The 13,715-nt window shown below is 44.0% G+C and carries 19 protein-coding genes; 11 read left to right on the forward strand and 8 right to left on the reverse strand.

The window, feature by feature from the left end; genetic code table 11:
- Window positions 1-110 precede the first annotated feature (110 nt).
- The 3 genes from sda (at window position 111) to P6709_RS04985 (ending at window position 2,605) form a co-directional block, all read left to right on the forward strand.
- Window positions 111-251 (forward strand): sporulation histidine kinase inhibitor Sda, encoded by a 141-nt coding sequence (sda, locus tag P6709_RS04975; protein WP_278239800.1) that lies wholly within the window; start codon window positions 111-113, stop codon window positions 249-251.
- Between the two features lie 138 nt (window positions 252-389).
- Complete coding sequence (locus P6709_RS04980; protein ID WP_278239801.1) at window positions 390-1,259, forward strand: Cof-type HAD-IIB family hydrolase; 870 nt, start codon at window positions 390-392, stop codon at window positions 1,257-1,259.
- Window positions 1,260-1,657: 398 nt separating this feature from the next.
- Window positions 1,658-2,605: an aminoimidazole riboside kinase gene (locus P6709_RS04985; RefSeq protein WP_278239802.1), complete on the forward strand. Its 948-nt coding sequence runs from the start codon at window positions 1,658-1,660 to the stop codon at window positions 2,603-2,605.
- Window positions 2,606-2,731: 126 nt separating this feature from the next.
- On the opposite strand, the gene bshB2 is transcribed toward P6709_RS04985, so the two are convergent.
- From bshB2 to pdxK, 4 genes are all read right to left on the reverse strand, one after another.
- Complete coding sequence (bshB2, locus tag P6709_RS04990; protein ID WP_278240511.1) at window positions 2,732-3,412, reverse strand: bacillithiol biosynthesis deacetylase BshB2; 681 nt, start codon at window positions 3,410-3,412, stop codon at window positions 2,732-2,734.
- A 25-nt stretch (window positions 3,413-3,437) separates the two neighbouring features.
- Window positions 3,438-3,785, reverse strand: a complete 348-nt coding sequence (locus P6709_RS04995; RefSeq protein WP_278239803.1) for a YojF family protein — start codon at window positions 3,783-3,785, stop codon at window positions 3,438-3,440.
- Between the two features lie 138 nt (window positions 3,786-3,923).
- Entirely contained in the window at window positions 3,924-4,199 is a 276-nt protein-coding gene (locus P6709_RS05000; protein ID WP_278239804.1) for a hypothetical protein, read from the reverse strand.
- A 93-nt stretch (window positions 4,200-4,292) separates the two neighbouring features.
- Entirely contained in the window at window positions 4,293-5,132 is an 840-nt protein-coding gene (gene pdxK, locus P6709_RS05005) for a pyridoxine/pyridoxal/pyridoxamine kinase (protein WP_278239805.1), read from the reverse strand.
- Between the two features lie 308 nt (window positions 5,133-5,440).
- On the opposite strand from pdxK, the gene P6709_RS05010 reads away from it, so the two are divergent.
- The 5 genes from P6709_RS05010 to P6709_RS05030 are packed head-to-tail and all read left to right on the forward strand — an operon-like array spanning window position 5,441 to window position 7,712.
- Window positions 5,441-6,076 carry a DUF4230 domain-containing protein gene (locus tag P6709_RS05010; RefSeq protein ID WP_278239806.1) on the forward strand — a complete coding sequence of 212 codons (636 nt, stop codon included), beginning with the start codon at window positions 5,441-5,443 and terminating at the stop codon, window positions 6,074-6,076.
- A 30-nt stretch (window positions 6,077-6,106) separates the two neighbouring features.
- Window positions 6,107-6,784, forward strand: a complete 678-nt coding sequence (locus P6709_RS05015; RefSeq protein WP_278239807.1) for a uracil-DNA glycosylase — start codon at window positions 6,107-6,109, stop codon at window positions 6,782-6,784.
- Window positions 6,785-6,820: 36 nt separating this feature from the next.
- Window positions 6,821-7,024, forward strand: coding sequence for a uracil-DNA glycosylase (locus tag P6709_RS05020; protein ID WP_278239808.1), 204 nt, complete (start codon window positions 6,821-6,823; stop codon window positions 7,022-7,024).
- A 4-nt stretch (window positions 7,025-7,028) separates the two neighbouring features.
- Complete coding sequence (locus P6709_RS05025) at window positions 7,029-7,322, forward strand: YwdI family protein (RefSeq protein WP_278239809.1); 294 nt, start codon at window positions 7,029-7,031, stop codon at window positions 7,320-7,322.
- A gap of 18 nt (window positions 7,323-7,340) precedes the next feature.
- Window positions 7,341-7,712, forward strand: a complete 372-nt coding sequence (locus tag P6709_RS05030) for a DUF423 domain-containing protein (RefSeq protein ID WP_278239810.1) — start codon at window positions 7,341-7,343, stop codon at window positions 7,710-7,712.
- Between the two features lie 348 nt (window positions 7,713-8,060).
- Here P6709_RS05030 and gerQ read toward each other — a convergent pair whose 3' ends face one another.
- From gerQ to hemQ, 3 genes are all read right to left on the reverse strand, one after another.
- Complete coding sequence (gene gerQ / locus P6709_RS05035) at window positions 8,061-8,531, reverse strand: spore coat protein GerQ (RefSeq protein ID WP_278239811.1); 471 nt, start codon at window positions 8,529-8,531, stop codon at window positions 8,061-8,063.
- Window positions 8,532-8,563: 32 nt separating this feature from the next.
- Window positions 8,564-8,986 (reverse strand): cell wall hydrolase, encoded by a 423-nt coding sequence (locus P6709_RS05040; protein WP_278239812.1) that lies wholly within the window; start codon window positions 8,984-8,986, stop codon window positions 8,564-8,566.
- Between the two features lie 113 nt (window positions 8,987-9,099).
- Complete coding sequence (gene hemQ / locus P6709_RS05045) at window positions 9,100-9,849, reverse strand: hydrogen peroxide-dependent heme synthase (protein ID WP_278239813.1); 750 nt, start codon at window positions 9,847-9,849, stop codon at window positions 9,100-9,102.
- A 239-nt stretch (window positions 9,850-10,088) separates the two neighbouring features.
- Here hemQ and pta point away from each other — a divergent pair, with 239 nt between their 5' ends.
- Together pta and P6709_RS05055 are read left to right on the forward strand one after the other, a co-directional pair.
- Window positions 10,089-11,060, forward strand: a complete 972-nt coding sequence (pta, locus tag P6709_RS05050; RefSeq protein WP_278239814.1) for a phosphate acetyltransferase — start codon at window positions 10,089-10,091, stop codon at window positions 11,058-11,060.
- Between the two features lie 340 nt (window positions 11,061-11,400).
- The gene (locus P6709_RS05055; RefSeq protein ID WP_442905310.1) at window positions 11,401-12,237 is read left to right on the forward strand and encodes a lipoate--protein ligase family protein; all 837 of its coding nucleotides are present in this window, start codon (window positions 11,401-11,403) and stop codon (window positions 12,235-12,237) included.
- 67 nt (window positions 12,238-12,304) lie between these two features.
- Here the strand turns inward: P6709_RS05055 and P6709_RS05060 are convergent, their stop codons facing one another.
- The gene (locus P6709_RS05060) at window positions 12,305-13,081 is read right to left on the reverse strand and encodes an RsfA family transcriptional regulator (protein WP_278239816.1); all 777 of its coding nucleotides are present in this window, start codon (window positions 13,079-13,081) and stop codon (window positions 12,305-12,307) included.
- A 205-nt stretch (window positions 13,082-13,286) separates the two neighbouring features.
- Between P6709_RS05060 and P6709_RS05065 the strand changes: the two genes are divergently transcribed.
- On the forward strand, window positions 13,287-13,511 hold the full coding sequence (locus P6709_RS05065; RefSeq protein ID WP_278239817.1) for a DUF1450 domain-containing protein: 225 nt from the start codon (window positions 13,287-13,289) through the stop codon (window positions 13,509-13,511).
- Window positions 13,512-13,715: the final 204 nt, after the last annotated feature.

Raw genomic sequence — 13,715 nt, forward strand, 5'->3', positions numbered from 1 at the left:
CCATGGGAATTCAGAAAAATCAAATTTAAATAAATAATTTTTATATTTAGGTGTAATTTTAAGAAAAGAGGGAATTATATAAAGAAATTATCATAATGAGGTGGGTCATTTTGAAATCTTTACGGGAGCTCTCAGATGAGAAGCTGGTGGAGTCATTTGAAATAGCGAAACAAAAAGAGCTGTCAAATGATTTTATTAAACTCTTGGAATGTGAAATGAAAATCAGAGGTATTATCCAGCTGGTTAGCTGAGCGATCAACATGGCAAGCATTATTGCCGTGTTTTTTATATTCTGAATATTTTTTTTGTAAAGATAAGCCAGTGTAAAGGCTTACGAAAATACCTGTATGTTACAATGAAAAAACCATGAAAGAAGAAAGGTGACATAGATGATAAAATTACTTGCATCAGACATGGATGGAACTCTATTAAATGGGGATCATGTTATTGGCCCTGCAAATATAAAAGCGATCAAAGAAGCACAGGCTCACGGAGTGGAGGTGCTGGTTGCGACCGGGCGTTCATATGCGGAGGCAGTGACGCCGTTAAAAGATGCCGGCATCCGGTGCCCAATCATCGCTGTAAACGGTGCTGAGGTCCGGGATGAAAACGGAAAGCAGCTGCTTGTCAGAGGAATTGATAAAGAAACAGCCCGCCATGCAGCGAAGCAGCTTGAACAGCTTGATATTTATTTTGAAGTGTATACAGATACCGGAACGTATACAAACGATAAAGAGCAGGGCATTCAGCTTCTGATCGATATTTTCCTTACAACAAACCCCGATACACCGATGCCGCATGTCGAAGCGGAAGCACACAACCGATATGACGATGGCCATATTGAGGTAGTGGAAGGGTACGAAAGGATCTTTGAGGATTCAACCCATACTGTGTTTAAATTTCTTGCATTTTCGTCAAATCCTGAATCGCTGAAGCAAGCAAAAGAAATTCTGCTTAAAACAGAAGGCCTTGCCATCAGTTCCTCAGGTAAAGAAAACCTGGAAATCACAAGCATTCATGCACAAAAGGGACTTGCACTTGAAACATATTGTGAAATGAAAAAAATACCGATGAAAAATGTTATGGCAATTGGAGACAACTACAATGATCTTTCCATGATGAAGATGGCAGGATATGCGGTTGCAATGGGCAATGCACCACAAGATATTAAGGATCAGTGTGCACACCTTACCGCCACCAACCGCGAAGACGGAGTAGCGAAAGCCATTCAGCAGCTGATTATGGTGCCGTCCACGTAAAGTAAATGAACCGAATAATACTGTCATATAACGAAGCACGCTTATAAGGAAGCCCCGACGAATAATATTTTATTCGTCGGGGCCTTCTTTTTTTTGCAGTCTCTGAACTTCTTTCATTGAAATGCCATTGTACGATAGAAGCGCCTTAGACTAAAAGGTCTCAGGACCTTTGACCGATTCACTGGGCTTAAGGTGGAAATACGAAAAAGAATAGGTTCATTGAAGCGCAAAGGGTGAGACAGGAAAATGCGGGAGCATCCACATGGCTCACCTCCCGCCACGCGGAAAGCCTCCGCCTGAAGCGGAAATGATCAGGTCTCCGTTTAGAAAAGGACGGTCAGATAAGAGTATGGTAAACTGAGATCATTCAAATACTTATGACCTGTAGGAGGAACACTATGAAATCAGGAATTATCACCCTGGGGGAAGCATTGATTGACTTTATCCCTTTAGATGAAAGCAACAGCAGCTATCACAAAAGCCCGGGCGGCGCCCCAGCAAATGTCGCGGTGGGAGTGGCCCGCCTCGGAATTGAATCTCATTTTATAGGTAAAGTGGGAGAAGATGTCCTCGGGCGATTTTTAAAGGATACTTTAAACAGCTATGGCGTAAATACGGATTCTATGAAGCTGACCAGAGATCACCGCACAGGTGTCGTCTTTGTCACATTGGCAGAGGGAGGAGAAAGAAGCTTCGACTTTTACATTGACCCGAGTGCAGACCGTTTTTTAACGGCAGAAGAATTAAATGATTCTGTATTCGAACAGTCAAAGATCTTTCACTTTGGTTCTATTTCCATGATCAGTGAACCCTCTAAAGGAGCGACTCAAAAAGCGGTGGAATTAGCAAAAAAGCATGGGCTTTTGGTTTCCTACGACCCAAATCTCCGCTTAAGTCTTTGGGAAAACCCGGAGCAGGCACGCAGAACGATTGTCTCCATGCTCGATCAAGTGGATGTCCTGAAAATATCAGAGGAAGAGCTGGAGTTTTTAACGGGTACCTTTGACATTCAAAAAGGTGTGGAAGTGCTCCAGAACTATCCTATTCCACTCATTTTAATCACGATGGGGGCAGAAGGAAGCCACTTGTATACAAAGGAAGGTCATTTGCACGTCCCGGCGCGTAAAGTACAAGCTGTCGACACAACAGGTGCAGGAGATGCATTCGTATCCGGCGTCTTGTATGGATTGCATGAACATCAGGGTAATCTTGAATCCATGACGATTGAAGAAGCCGCTGCCATTGTTCAACTCGCATCTAATTCCGGTGCACTTGCCGCTTCCACAAAAGGAGCGATGACTGCTCTTCCGACCATAGAGGAAGTAAAGCATTTTCATCAAAAATAATAATAATAAATCATCGGGAATAAGCTAAAGTATTGCTGTATGTCTTACGTTCTTTTAAAGAAGAAAAAATCCATAACAAAAAGAGAATGTCCTCACGAAAAATTACTGTGAAGACATTCTCTTTTTTTAGTTATACCCCTGATCAAAACGGTAGTTGTAAAAACGTTCTTTTGTAACCCATTCAATGGCTTCGGGTTCGTTTTGTGCAAGGCGTTTTTCTAAATCTTTAAGCATCCATGCCGTCTGTGAAAGGTGTGCACGCATCGTGTTCAGCTTCAGCTCTCTTACAGCGCTCACGTCATGAATAACATCTGGCGCGCCAAGCTCTGATTGTGTATTATTGGCAAAAGCCAGACAATGGAGTTTTGGACGCTGGTTTTCAGGGATGCGGCCAACTGCCCGAACAACAGCACGGGCTGTCGCTTCATGGTCGGGGTGAACGCAATAATCCGGATAGAACGTGATCACAAGAGAAGGATTTGTATCATCGATCAGATTTTTCATCATCCCAACCATTTTTTCGTCATCCTCAAACTCCACTGTTTTATCTCTTAGTCCCATCATGCGAAGATCTGTTAATCCCATCGCGTTGGCGGCACCTTGCAGCTCTTGTTTACGGATAAGCGGAAGAGATTCACGCGTTGCAAAAGGAGGGTTTCCAAGATTTCTTCCCATTTCGCCAAGTGTGAGGCATGCGTAAGTGACCCCGGTTCCCATTTGAAGATGGGTGGCAATGGTGCCGGATACCCCAAAAGCTTCATCGTCGGGGTGCGGGAAAATAACAAGGACGTGCTTTTCTTTTTCTATCATTACAGGATCTCCTTCCTCGATATTAATCAAAAGGCGTTTCACTTATTTGAAGAGCAACAGCAAGCTTGCCCTCATGGTCGTGGCCAGCCATAATCAAACGTTTGTTTGAATCCAGTTCATAGTGGGTGATTCCCTGTGCGTAGATCCATCCAAGCTCAATTTTTAATCCGACCCGGGAAGGAGAATCTCCTATAATTTTGCCGAGTTCATACGTTACTTTTGCATTTCGTATAAAAGCACCGGCATTAAAAAAGGCTTCATCTACATGAGTGGCGTAGGAACCATTGGTTGTTTCTAAATGTATATAAACTTCTTTACCTGCATAACGGTCAATTAGTGTCTGCACTTCTTCAATCTTGACAGGCTCCATGTAAGTAACCCCCTTTGGCGGCTAATAATTTTGTTCTTAACTTATAGTACTTGAAAAAAGATAAGAATGCGAAAAATGAGACTTGAAAAGAGAACAGAAAGCAAAAACCGCTGCTCTCAGATGAGGGCAGCGGAAAAGTTATTTTCCAGGATCTTTAATACGATTTTCGTTCCGGTCGTCTGGATTGTAATCTTTTTTATTTGTATTCTCGGGTGTCCGCTCTTTTTGGAGAGGGACTTCCTCATTTTTATTAATTTGTTCTTTTCGCTGACCTGCATAAAAACCGACGGCAATTACAGCAATGACGGTTGCAATGACGGCAACAAGAGCTGCAATTCCTGCTGAACCGGAGATCAGGTAAACTCCAATAAATACACCTACACCGACAGCGATCGCAATAACAAAATTGATCATACCTTCACCTCATTGGAATACATTTTACTCCATATATTCCTTTAAAGTGATATGCTTAAACACATGAATCGGCATATATAGGTAAAATATGCACTATGACTGAATGGTCTGCTCCTGTATTGAACTTTTTTCAAATCGGCTGAATGCTCCATGCATGACGGGACCAACATATTCATTCAGCTTCCAGCCGTGATGAATGGCAGCCGTCACAAATTGCTTCGCATTCGCTACAGCTTCCTTCAATTCACTGCCATTTGCCAGGTTGGCTGTAATAGCAGCAGCAAATGTACAGCCTGCTCCATGATTATAAGATGTGTTTGCTTTCTCTGCTTCCAATAGGAAGTAGGTGGTGCCATCATAAAAAAGATCGAGCGCCTTGTCGTGCTCAAGCTGTTTGCCGCCTTTAATCACGACTGAACGTGCACCGTAATCAATTATTTTTTGTGCTGCAGTTTTCATATCCTCAATCGTACGCAAAGCACCCATTCCGGATAATTGGCCTGCTTCAAACAAGTTAGGTGTGACGATAGCTGCTCGTGGAAGCAGAAATTCCTGCATGGCGCCTACCGTTTCAGGGTGCAGGACTTCGTCTTCTCCTTTGCAAACCATAACCGGGTCGATCACGACATTTCGAACCCCCGAGCGGTCGATCGCAGCAGCTGCAGTTTCAATGATTTCAACTGAACCAAGCATGCCGGTTTTAATCGCATCCACGCCTGTGGACAGGGCAGTATCCAGCTGAGCCTTAAGTGTTTCAATTGGCAATGGATGTACATTATGATGCCAATAGTTTTCAGGGTCCATTGTGACAACAGTTGTTAAGGCTGTCATTCCATAGGTTCCATGCTCCTGAAAGGTTTTTAAGTCTGCCTGTATCCCTGCGCCTCCGCTCGTATCAGAGCCGGCAATCGTTAATGTTTTAGGTAAACTCATCTCAATCTCCTCCTTAGTTCACTTTCCTTTAGTATGTTCAATAATAGCATGGAGGGCGCAGGATTTAAATCATTCCGCTTTCGGTTCATTTCGCGATTTCCTGGGAAATATTTCGTCGTGAATTAAAGAGTCAGCAGGGGTTTTGTCGGAAATATGGACGTGTTCTGATAACCCCGGCAGGATGTGGTGGAATCTGTTTCCAATATACGCCCTTTTTCGTATAATAATAGAATAGAAAGAAAAGAAGGGAGAAAAATGATGATAAATTTTCTTTCCAAACAGGCGGGCGCGGTGCCAGGTGAAGCTAAATGATGAAAATGGGTAAAACCCTGTATATATTTTGGCGTTTAAAATACATTTTACTAGGTTTGCTGCTTATTTTTATTGTCTTTGGAGGTCTGTTTGCTTCCAAGGTGTGGCTTTCAGGCGACACGAAAGAACAGGAGTCGGCTGCTTTTGTAGAACAGGTAAGGGATATGAGTGCACTCGCAACGTCTCAGGCTTTTATAAAAGCGGTGGTGGAACAAACGGATAACCAGCTTTTCGGCCAGGATATAGGGATCAATCTTCCGGGCACTGAGCGGCGCATCTTGCTGATCGTGCCAGGGACTGTTCTTGCAGGAGTAGATCTTGAAGCGATTAACGAAGAAGATATTGAACTAAATGAGGAAGCAAAGACCATACAAATCACGATTCCCCGTGCTTCATTTCTGCAGGAGCCAGCAGTGGATATGGAAAATGTCCGGGCGTTTTCAGTTGAAGGGATATTCAGAAGCAATGTGAATTGGGAAGAAGGCTTTGAAATCGTTTCGGAAGCGCAGGCGCTGATTAAGAAAGAAGCGGAGCAGCAGGGGATTCTTACGCAGGCTGAAACCAATGCAGAACAAGTGTTAAAACAGTTTTTTGACTATGCAGGCTATGAAGCAACCATCGTATTTGATTAACGCCAAAAAACATAAAGGGAGGCGTGAACCATGGCAAAAACGATCTTAAAAAATGACTGGCAGCCTCTGCTTGAAAAAGAATTTGCCAAGCCGTATTATTTGGAATTAAGAGAATTTCTAAAAGAAGAATACACAAATGAAACAGTCTATCCGCCTATGGATCAGATTTATCAGGCTCTTCAAAATACACCTTTTTCCAAGGTGAAGGTCGTTATTTTAGGCCAGGACCCCTATCATGGTCCAGGACAGGCGCATGGGCTGAGTTTTTCAGTAAAGACTGGTGTGAAAATTCCTCCATCTTTAAGAAATATATATAAAGAAATGCAGCAGGATATCGGCCTTGCGATTCCCCGTAATGGAAATTTGGAAAAGTGGACGAAAGAGGGCGTTCTGCTTTTAAATACTGTGCTGACCGTTCGACATGGCGAAGCAAACTCTCACCGGAAAAAGGGGTGGGAAACATTAACAAATGAAATCATTTCTCTGATTGGCAGTCGCGAAAAGCCGGCCGTATTTATTTTGTGGGGAAAGCCTGCAGAAGCCAAAAGGGAGTTAATTAATGAAGAGATTCATTGTGTGCTGACTTCACCACATCCCAGCCCCTTATCTGCAAGCAGGGGGTTTTTTGGAAGCAGTCCTTTTTCCAAAGCGAATGCTTTCCTTCGGGAAAAGGGCATACCTGAAGTCGATTGGTCATTAGAGGAATAATATAGTATATTTTGAATGAAGGGAGGCAGATGGAATATGGAATCAAAACGCATAAATTGCCTTGCCTGCAAGCACTACTATGTTACATGGGATCCGAAATTTCCTAAGGGCTGCAGAGCCCATCAATTTAAAACGAATCATCTGCCTTCATTACAAGTATTTCGTGCATCCGGCCGGTCTTGTCTGGCGTTTGAAAAAAAGGACCGTCTGATTCATTCATCGGACGGAAGGAGAGTGTAGCATCATGAGTATTAGCGAAGAACAGCTTCTGGCGAAAATAGAGCAGCAGATTGGACAGGCCAAGAATGCTTCTTCTGCCCAAAAAAGAGAGCATCTCCATGCAATTAGAACCTTATGCGATCTTGCGCTTGATAACAATGCGCCATCCACTGGAGCTTTTAGCAGTGTGGAAGCAGGACGTATCGAGGTAAAACAGACTCCTGTTTATTCGGCTCCTGCTCAGCCTGTTTCAGTTTCACAGGAAAAACCGGTCAAAATGGAAGACGGAGCGAACGGGGATTCTTTATTTGATTTTTAAGAAGAGGAGAATGGCTTAATGAAATTATTTATTATCATTGGTGCGATCAATGCACTTCTGTCTGTAGGACTTGGAGCATTTGGGGCTCATGCATTAGAAGGCAGAGTGGAGGCAAAGTATCTGGACACCTGGAATACGGCCGTTCAGTACCAGATGTTTCATGCAACAGGCATTTTAATTATCGGCATTTTAATGGGCACGCTTCCGGCTACTGGATTATTAAGCTGGGCAGGGTGGCTTATGCTTGTGGGAATCCTGGTATTCTCAGGAAGTCTATATGTTCTCAGCCTTTCTGGAATCAGCGTCCTCGGAGCCATCACACCAATAGGCGGTGTAGCCTTTTTAGCAGCATGGATTTGCTTAATAGCCGCTGCTGTGAAAGGTCTGTAAACTTAGCATAAAGTAAGAGGCTGGGACATACCTGAAAAAGGTTAAGAATGGAGCATCTTGCGTTCATATGTGGTGAGTAAAGTCAAAGAGGCTGGGACAAAACTCAAAAAAGTTTAAAAAATGAGGATTTATTTATTACTTGTAGTAGGTGAGCGGAGCGGAAGGTGTGACTCCTGCAGGACATGACGGCAAGCTGAGACCCCGCAAGGCAAAGCCTTGAGGAGGGCTCAGGTCCCTGAAGAAAGCGTCCGCCTGAAGCGCAGCCGAACCGGTCAAAGAGCTTGAGACATTTATTGTCCCAAGCTCTTTTTTCTTATAGAATTCTTTAATACCGCGGGGTAATGCCCCTCATCGCGGAGAATAATTGCTCATGGAATTAAGAGGGTATGAGTACTGAATTTCGCCTTCAAACGTAACATAGTCAAGATAGATCATTGGTAAAATATACCGAAGTCCGGTTTTTGAATCGCTTAAAATAATATGATCCCTTCCCGCTGCTTCAACAATTCCTTTAAATATTTTGGCATTCCATTCACGATTGTTTTCAAAGGTCATGTAAACGGTAGCTGGCTTTCCTCGATTCAACCGCAGGATGTTTTCGATATACGACTCCTCATTTGGCAGCATGGATTGCTGCCCTCCCATCGGAATAGTCGGAGTCTGGTACGTTTGATGGCTTTGAGAAGGATACGAGTAGCTGGGGTAGGATTGTGGCTGGTAATATGGCTGAGAGTAATTTTGAGTTGACTGGGGCATCTGCTGCTGTGGCTTTTGCTGACCGGGATTTTGCTGATTTGAATTTTGTGAAGGATTATTCATGAAGATTCCGCCTCCTTAAAAATGTAGAAGAGCTAATAAACATCTGGACAATCGGCAGCAGTGGGTGAAAAAAAGCAATGAGATTTAAAACGGCCTGTATTCCACTGGCCATACCATTGAGCTGGGCAGTCACCATCCGGGCGGAAGAACCATAGACTGTTGGTAGCAGGATGAAATCTTTCTCCTCTTAGTACTCGTCTTGCAAGCTGCCTGTCTCTTTCACGGGCGCGCTGATAAAAGTAGCCTTTCTGCGTAGCCTCAAATCCTCCCGGGCTTTGAAAGACCATTTGTTCAATTGTGCGTATATCAGTAAAATCCATGCAGTTAACTCTTGCACGGTTCACACCTACGTTCCCCACCATCAGCATGCCGAGTTCACCATCCCCCTCAGCTTCTGCCCGCATTAAGCGTGCGAGAAGGTCAACATCCTTTTCAGTATGGGCAATAACGGCCATCCGGACTCACTCCTCCCCCATCGATTCCAACATATGCGAAGAAGACAGCTTGTATGCTAAAAGGGAACCAAAATAAAAAACCGCTCCTTCAGAAAGGAACGGTCTTAGGTAGATTAAACGTGTAAAAATCTTGGCAGTTCTTCAGCTTCAAGCAGATTGCCTACATAAAACGAACCAAACTCGCCATAGCGTGCACTTACTTCATCAAATCTCATTTCGTATACAATTTTCTTAAATTGCAGAACGTCATCTGCGTAGAGCGTTACGCCCCATTCCCAGTCGTCAAATCCGACAGACCCTGAAATAATCTGCTTAATCTTGCCTGCATAGCCGCGGCCGATCATGCCATGGTCATACATAAGCTGTTTGCGTTTTTCCATGGGAAGCATGTACCAGTTGTCTTCGCCTTCGCGTTTTTTGTCCATTGGATAAAAGCATACATGCTTTGATTTTGGAAGCTGTGGGTACAGGCGGGAGCGTACATAAGGGTTTTCATACGGATCCTCATCTGAATCTTTTGAGCCATAGCTGCCCAATTCAACCACTGAAACATACGAATACGTTGGAATTGTATATTCAGCAATCGTTAATTTGTTAAATTCATTTTCAAGATCGTTTAATTCCTCCATCGTAGGGCGCAAAATAAACAGCATAAAATCTGCTTTTTGACCAACGATTGAATAAAAAGAATGACTGCCTTGCTCTTCACTTTGAACCGCGTCCAGTTTTTTCAGGAATTGCTGATATTCTGAAATGGCGAGAGCCCGTTCGTCGCTGGAAAGGCGTTTCCAGGAAGTCCAGTCCATCTTGCGGAAGTCATGAAGACCGTACCAGCCGTCTAAAGTTGTTGCTGCTTCATTCATTCAAAGTCACTCCTTGAAAATTACTTCGATTCTCCGTTTTATCATATCATATCTGACGTAAACGCACCCGAACAGAGCCCCTAATCCATCCTGATTCTCGTTGATAAATAACGAATTTCCCATGTCATTTGTTTGAATAGACAGAATTTTAAGGTGTAACCGCTGACATAATGGCTTGTTCTTGAATTCTTGTCCGGATGGGGTATGCTAACGGTATGACGTTTTAAGGAGGTCGCAAAGTGAGCGATTTATTTACAACATTGACGGAAAAAGTAAAAGGAAATAATGTACGAATTGTGTTTCCGGAAGGACAGGATGAGCGGATTCTGCGTGCAGCAAGCAGACTGGCTGCAGAAGGAATTTTAACACCAGTTTTGATCGGCAATGAAAAAGCTGTTGAAGAAAAAGCGCAGGAAATGAATGTTAAGCTGAACGGAACGGAAATATTGGATCCTTCAGCCTACGGAAAAATGGACGAGCTTGTTGCCTCATTTGTTGAACGGCGCAAAGGAAAGGCAACGGAAGAAGATGCACGAAAAATCCTGCTCGACGAAAATTATTTTGGAACAATGCTGGTGTATACCGGACAGGCCCACGGACTCGTTAGCGGAGCAGCACACTCAACGGCAGACACGGTTCGCCCTGCACTGCAGATTATTAAAACAAAGCCAGGCATTAAGAAAACATCCGGCGTTTTCATCATGGTGCGTGGAGAAGAGAAATATGTGTTTGCAGATTGTGCCATCAATATTTCTCCAGACAGCCAGGATTTAGCCGAAATTGCAGTTGAAAGTGCGAAAACAGCTCAAATGTTTGACCTTGATCCACGTGTGGCAATGCTGAGTTTTTCAACAGCAGGTTCAGCAAAATCGCCTGAAACAGAGAAAGTAACAGACGCAGTTCAAATTGCGAAAGAACAGGCGCCTGACCTGGTAGTAGATGGTGAATTCCAGTTTGATGCAGCGTTTGTTCCATCAGTATCCAAAAGCAAAGCGCCTGATTCTGAGATCCAGGGAGATGCCAATGTATTTGTTTTCCCAAGCCTCGAAGCAGGAAATATTGGATACAAAATTGCTCAGCGCCTAGGCAACTTTGAAGCAGTGGGCCCGATTCTGCAGGGATTAAATGCGCCTGTAAATGACCTTTCACGCGGCTGCAACGAAGAAGACGTCTACAAGCTTGCCCTTATTACAGCCGGGCAGGCACTTTAAGAAAAAGAGGCTGAGACAAAAGCCGAAAAAGTTTGAAAAAGAGGATATATTTATTACTAGTAATAGGTGAGCGGAGCGGAAGGTGGCGACTCCTGCAGGATATAACGGCAAGCTGAGACCCCGAAAGGCAAAGCCTGAGGAGGGCTCAGCGCCGTCCCTGCGGAAAGCGTCCGCCTGAAGCGCAGCCGAACCGGTCAAAGAGCTTGAGACACTTTTGTCCCAAGCTCCTTTTTTGATTTAGCACACGAAAGGGGTCTGGCCCCTTTCGTGTGCTAAAGTATGGTATAATTTGTTCAGTTTTAGTTTGTTGAATAGAGGAGATCGATGAAGTATGAAAGATATGAGATCACTTGAACTGCTGCAGCAGTCCGTGTGGCGGGTGATAGATCAGTCGAGTCTCGGCTGGATGTTTGAAGGGCTGCAGTCGTTTGCGATGGATGATACGCTGTGCACATCAGTAGGGGCTGGAGAAGCGCCTGCAACAGCGAGGGCATGGGTTCATGAGGATACGATCGTGTTAGGGATCCAGGATACAAGGGTGCCTTATCTGGAGGATGGTCTGTCTGTATTTGAAGAAGCAGGTTTTCGCTATATCGTTCGCAACTCCGGTGGTTTGGCAGTAGTCCTTGATAAAGATGTGCTGAATATCTCCCTTATCTTTTCAGAAAATGAAAAAGGAATTGACATTAATAGAGGATATGACGCCATGGTGGAGCTTGTCCGTATGATGTTTTCGGACTTTGGTGTTGAGATTGAGGCGTATGAAGTGGAAGGCTCTTATTGCCCGGGGAGCTATGATCTAAGCATTAAAGGAAGAAAATTCGCAGGTATTTCACAGCGGCGGATCCGCGGAGGTGTGGCAGTGCAAATTTATTTGTGCATGGCCGGCAGCGGCAGTGAACGCGCAGAACTGATCGGAGCCTTTTATGAAGAGGCGGTAAAAGGAGAGGGGACAAAGCATACGTATCCTGACATCAAGCCGGAGGTCATGGCTTCCCTTTCCGAGCTGCTTCATACTGAACTTACGATTCAGGATGGAATGCTCCGCTTCTTGCAGTCTCTTAAAAATGTCAGCGGCACACTGCAGAGCGGTGCGCTGAATGAAAAAGAGACGCTGCTTTATGATGGTTATTTAACAAGGGTGATAGACCGGAATGTAAAATCCCTTAAACGGTAGAAATACCTTACAAAGAGATCAAAAAAAACTGTCAGGCCTAATTTGCAACCTGACAGTTTTATATGAATTAATTTTCCACGACTTTTTCCAAATTGCCGTTTCGATCCATTTTAAAGGTATTGGTAGGCATTTCTTCTTCATCAAATAAGATTAGCTTTCTGGCACGGTTCATAATCTTCATCAGGGTTTCGTAGTCTTCCTGCATCGTGGTTTCCTGATCTTCCAGTTTTCGAACCTGCAATTCAAGTTCGCGGCATTGATCACGAAGTACACGGTTTTCATTCAACAGACGTTCTACCTGACGGCGGGTCTGTGCATCCTGACCGCGTGTCTGGCCAAGCTGCTGCAAATAAGCAATGACGACTTCAAGAGAAAGAGAAGAAATCGGTGTCTGTCTGGCTGATTGAGCTGCCTGGAAATCTCTTACTAGTGAAAACGTCTCTTCTCTGGCAATTTCCTGCTGATACTCTGGTGAAGGCTTGTAATCGGAACGATCATCCGGTTCAGTTGGCGGTAAATCAGAGAATGGCAGATCAATGGATTCAAATTCTTCAATAGAAGGCATTTGCGGCTGGTAAAGGATTTTCTTTTTGCCGCTTTGTTCTTTTCCAAGCAGGCGATGACGCTGTTTACGCTGCTTTTTTGCTAGATCAAGTGCTTTTTCATACTGCTGACGGACTACGGCGTTCCATCTAAATCCACAGGCGGCTGAGGTACGGTTAAGTTTATCTCCTACTTCTTCAAAAGCATTAAGCTGTGTACTGCCCTCTCTTACATGACGAAGCACAGTATCGGCCAGAATCAGGTCGTCTTCTTCCATCCACGCATCTTGTCGTTGTTTCATTCTATTCACTCCTGTTCCATGAATCTTTCATTTGGACAACTATCCATATCGATATTTTCTCCTAAAATTAGAAATTTCATACATCAGCGACAAATAGAAATAGTAAACCATAGGCTCGTTATACTATTTACCTTGAAAACAAGAGGCTAAATCGGTACAATCTGATAGTAAACAAATGAACATAAAAGGAAAGGGTTGTTGACATATGGCAAACGAATTCCGGGTTTGCGATGACTGTCAAGCCGTTGATCTGAAGACACTGATTCCAAAGCTTAAGGACATTGATCCGGAGGCTGCCGTTGATATTAGGTGCCAGTCTTATTGTGGTCCAGGCCGCAAAAAGACATTTGCCTTTGTCAATAATCGCCCTGTCGCGGCATTGACAGAAGAAGAACTGATGGATAAAGTACGCGCAAAGCTGAAAAAATAGCGCTGAGAACGTGCAGCGGCAGACGCATCCGCTTGAATAAAATCAATTACCAAAGATTTCAAATGAGCAGTTTTCCCGCACCCACTTGTAAATAAGCATTTTCGCTCCCGGTTTCGGGCTTCAGAAGCGGCTTATAAGGGGGACGGGATTTTTCTTTTTGGCAGAATAAGAGAAGGAAGATGAGATAAAAATAATTTTTTAGTC

This window comes from Jeotgalibacillus sp. ET6 (genome assembly GCF_029667115.1).
Lineage (GTDB): Bacteria > Bacillota > Bacilli > Bacillales > Jeotgalibacillaceae > Jeotgalibacillus.

Excerpts from the sequence above, each read along its gene's own strand:
- P6709_RS04980 (WP_278239801.1), top strand. The coding sequence starts at position 390 with ATGATAAAATTACTTGCATCAGACATGGATGGAACTCTATTAAATGGG.
- P6709_RS04985 (WP_278239802.1), top strand. The coding sequence starts at position 1,658 with ATGAAATCAGGAATTATCACCCTGGGGGAAGCATTGATTGACTTTATC.
- P6709_RS04995 (WP_278239803.1), bottom strand. The coding sequence starts at position 3,785 with ATGGAGCCTGTCAAGATTGAAGAAGTGCAGACACTAATTGACCGTTAT.
- P6709_RS05000 (WP_278239804.1), bottom strand. The coding sequence starts at position 4,199 with ATGATCAATTTTGTTATTGCGATCGCTGTCGGTGTAGGTGTATTTATT.
- pdxK (WP_278239805.1), bottom strand. The coding sequence starts at position 5,132 with ATGAGTTTACCTAAAACATTAACGATTGCCGGCTCTGATACGAGCGGA.
- P6709_RS05010 (WP_278239806.1), top strand. The coding sequence starts at position 5,441 with ATGATGAAAATGGGTAAAACCCTGTATATATTTTGGCGTTTAAAATAC.
- P6709_RS05015 (WP_278239807.1), top strand. The coding sequence starts at position 6,107 with ATGGCAAAAACGATCTTAAAAAATGACTGGCAGCCTCTGCTTGAAAAA.
- P6709_RS05020 (WP_278239808.1), top strand. The coding sequence starts at position 6,821 with ATGGAATCAAAACGCATAAATTGCCTTGCCTGCAAGCACTACTATGTT.
- P6709_RS05025 (WP_278239809.1), top strand. The coding sequence starts at position 7,029 with ATGAGTATTAGCGAAGAACAGCTTCTGGCGAAAATAGAGCAGCAGATT.
- P6709_RS05030 (WP_278239810.1), top strand. The coding sequence starts at position 7,341 with ATGAAATTATTTATTATCATTGGTGCGATCAATGCACTTCTGTCTGTA.
- gerQ (WP_278239811.1), bottom strand. The coding sequence starts at position 8,531 with ATGAATAATCCTTCACAAAATTCAAATCAGCAAAATCCCGGTCAGCAA.
- P6709_RS05040 (WP_278239812.1), bottom strand. The coding sequence starts at position 8,986 with ATGGCCGTTATTGCCCATACTGAAAAGGATGTTGACCTTCTCGCACGC.
- hemQ (WP_278239813.1), bottom strand. The coding sequence starts at position 9,849 with ATGAATGAAGCAGCAACAACTTTAGACGGCTGGTACGGTCTTCATGAC.
- P6709_RS05055 (WP_442905310.1), top strand. The coding sequence starts at position 11,401 with ATGAGATCACTTGAACTGCTGCAGCAGTCCGTGTGGCGGGTGATAGAT.
- P6709_RS05060 (WP_278239816.1), bottom strand. The coding sequence starts at position 13,081 with ATGAAACAACGACAAGATGCGTGGATGGAAGAAGACGACCTGATTCTG.
- P6709_RS05065 (WP_278239817.1), top strand. The coding sequence starts at position 13,287 with ATGGCAAACGAATTCCGGGTTTGCGATGACTGTCAAGCCGTTGATCTG.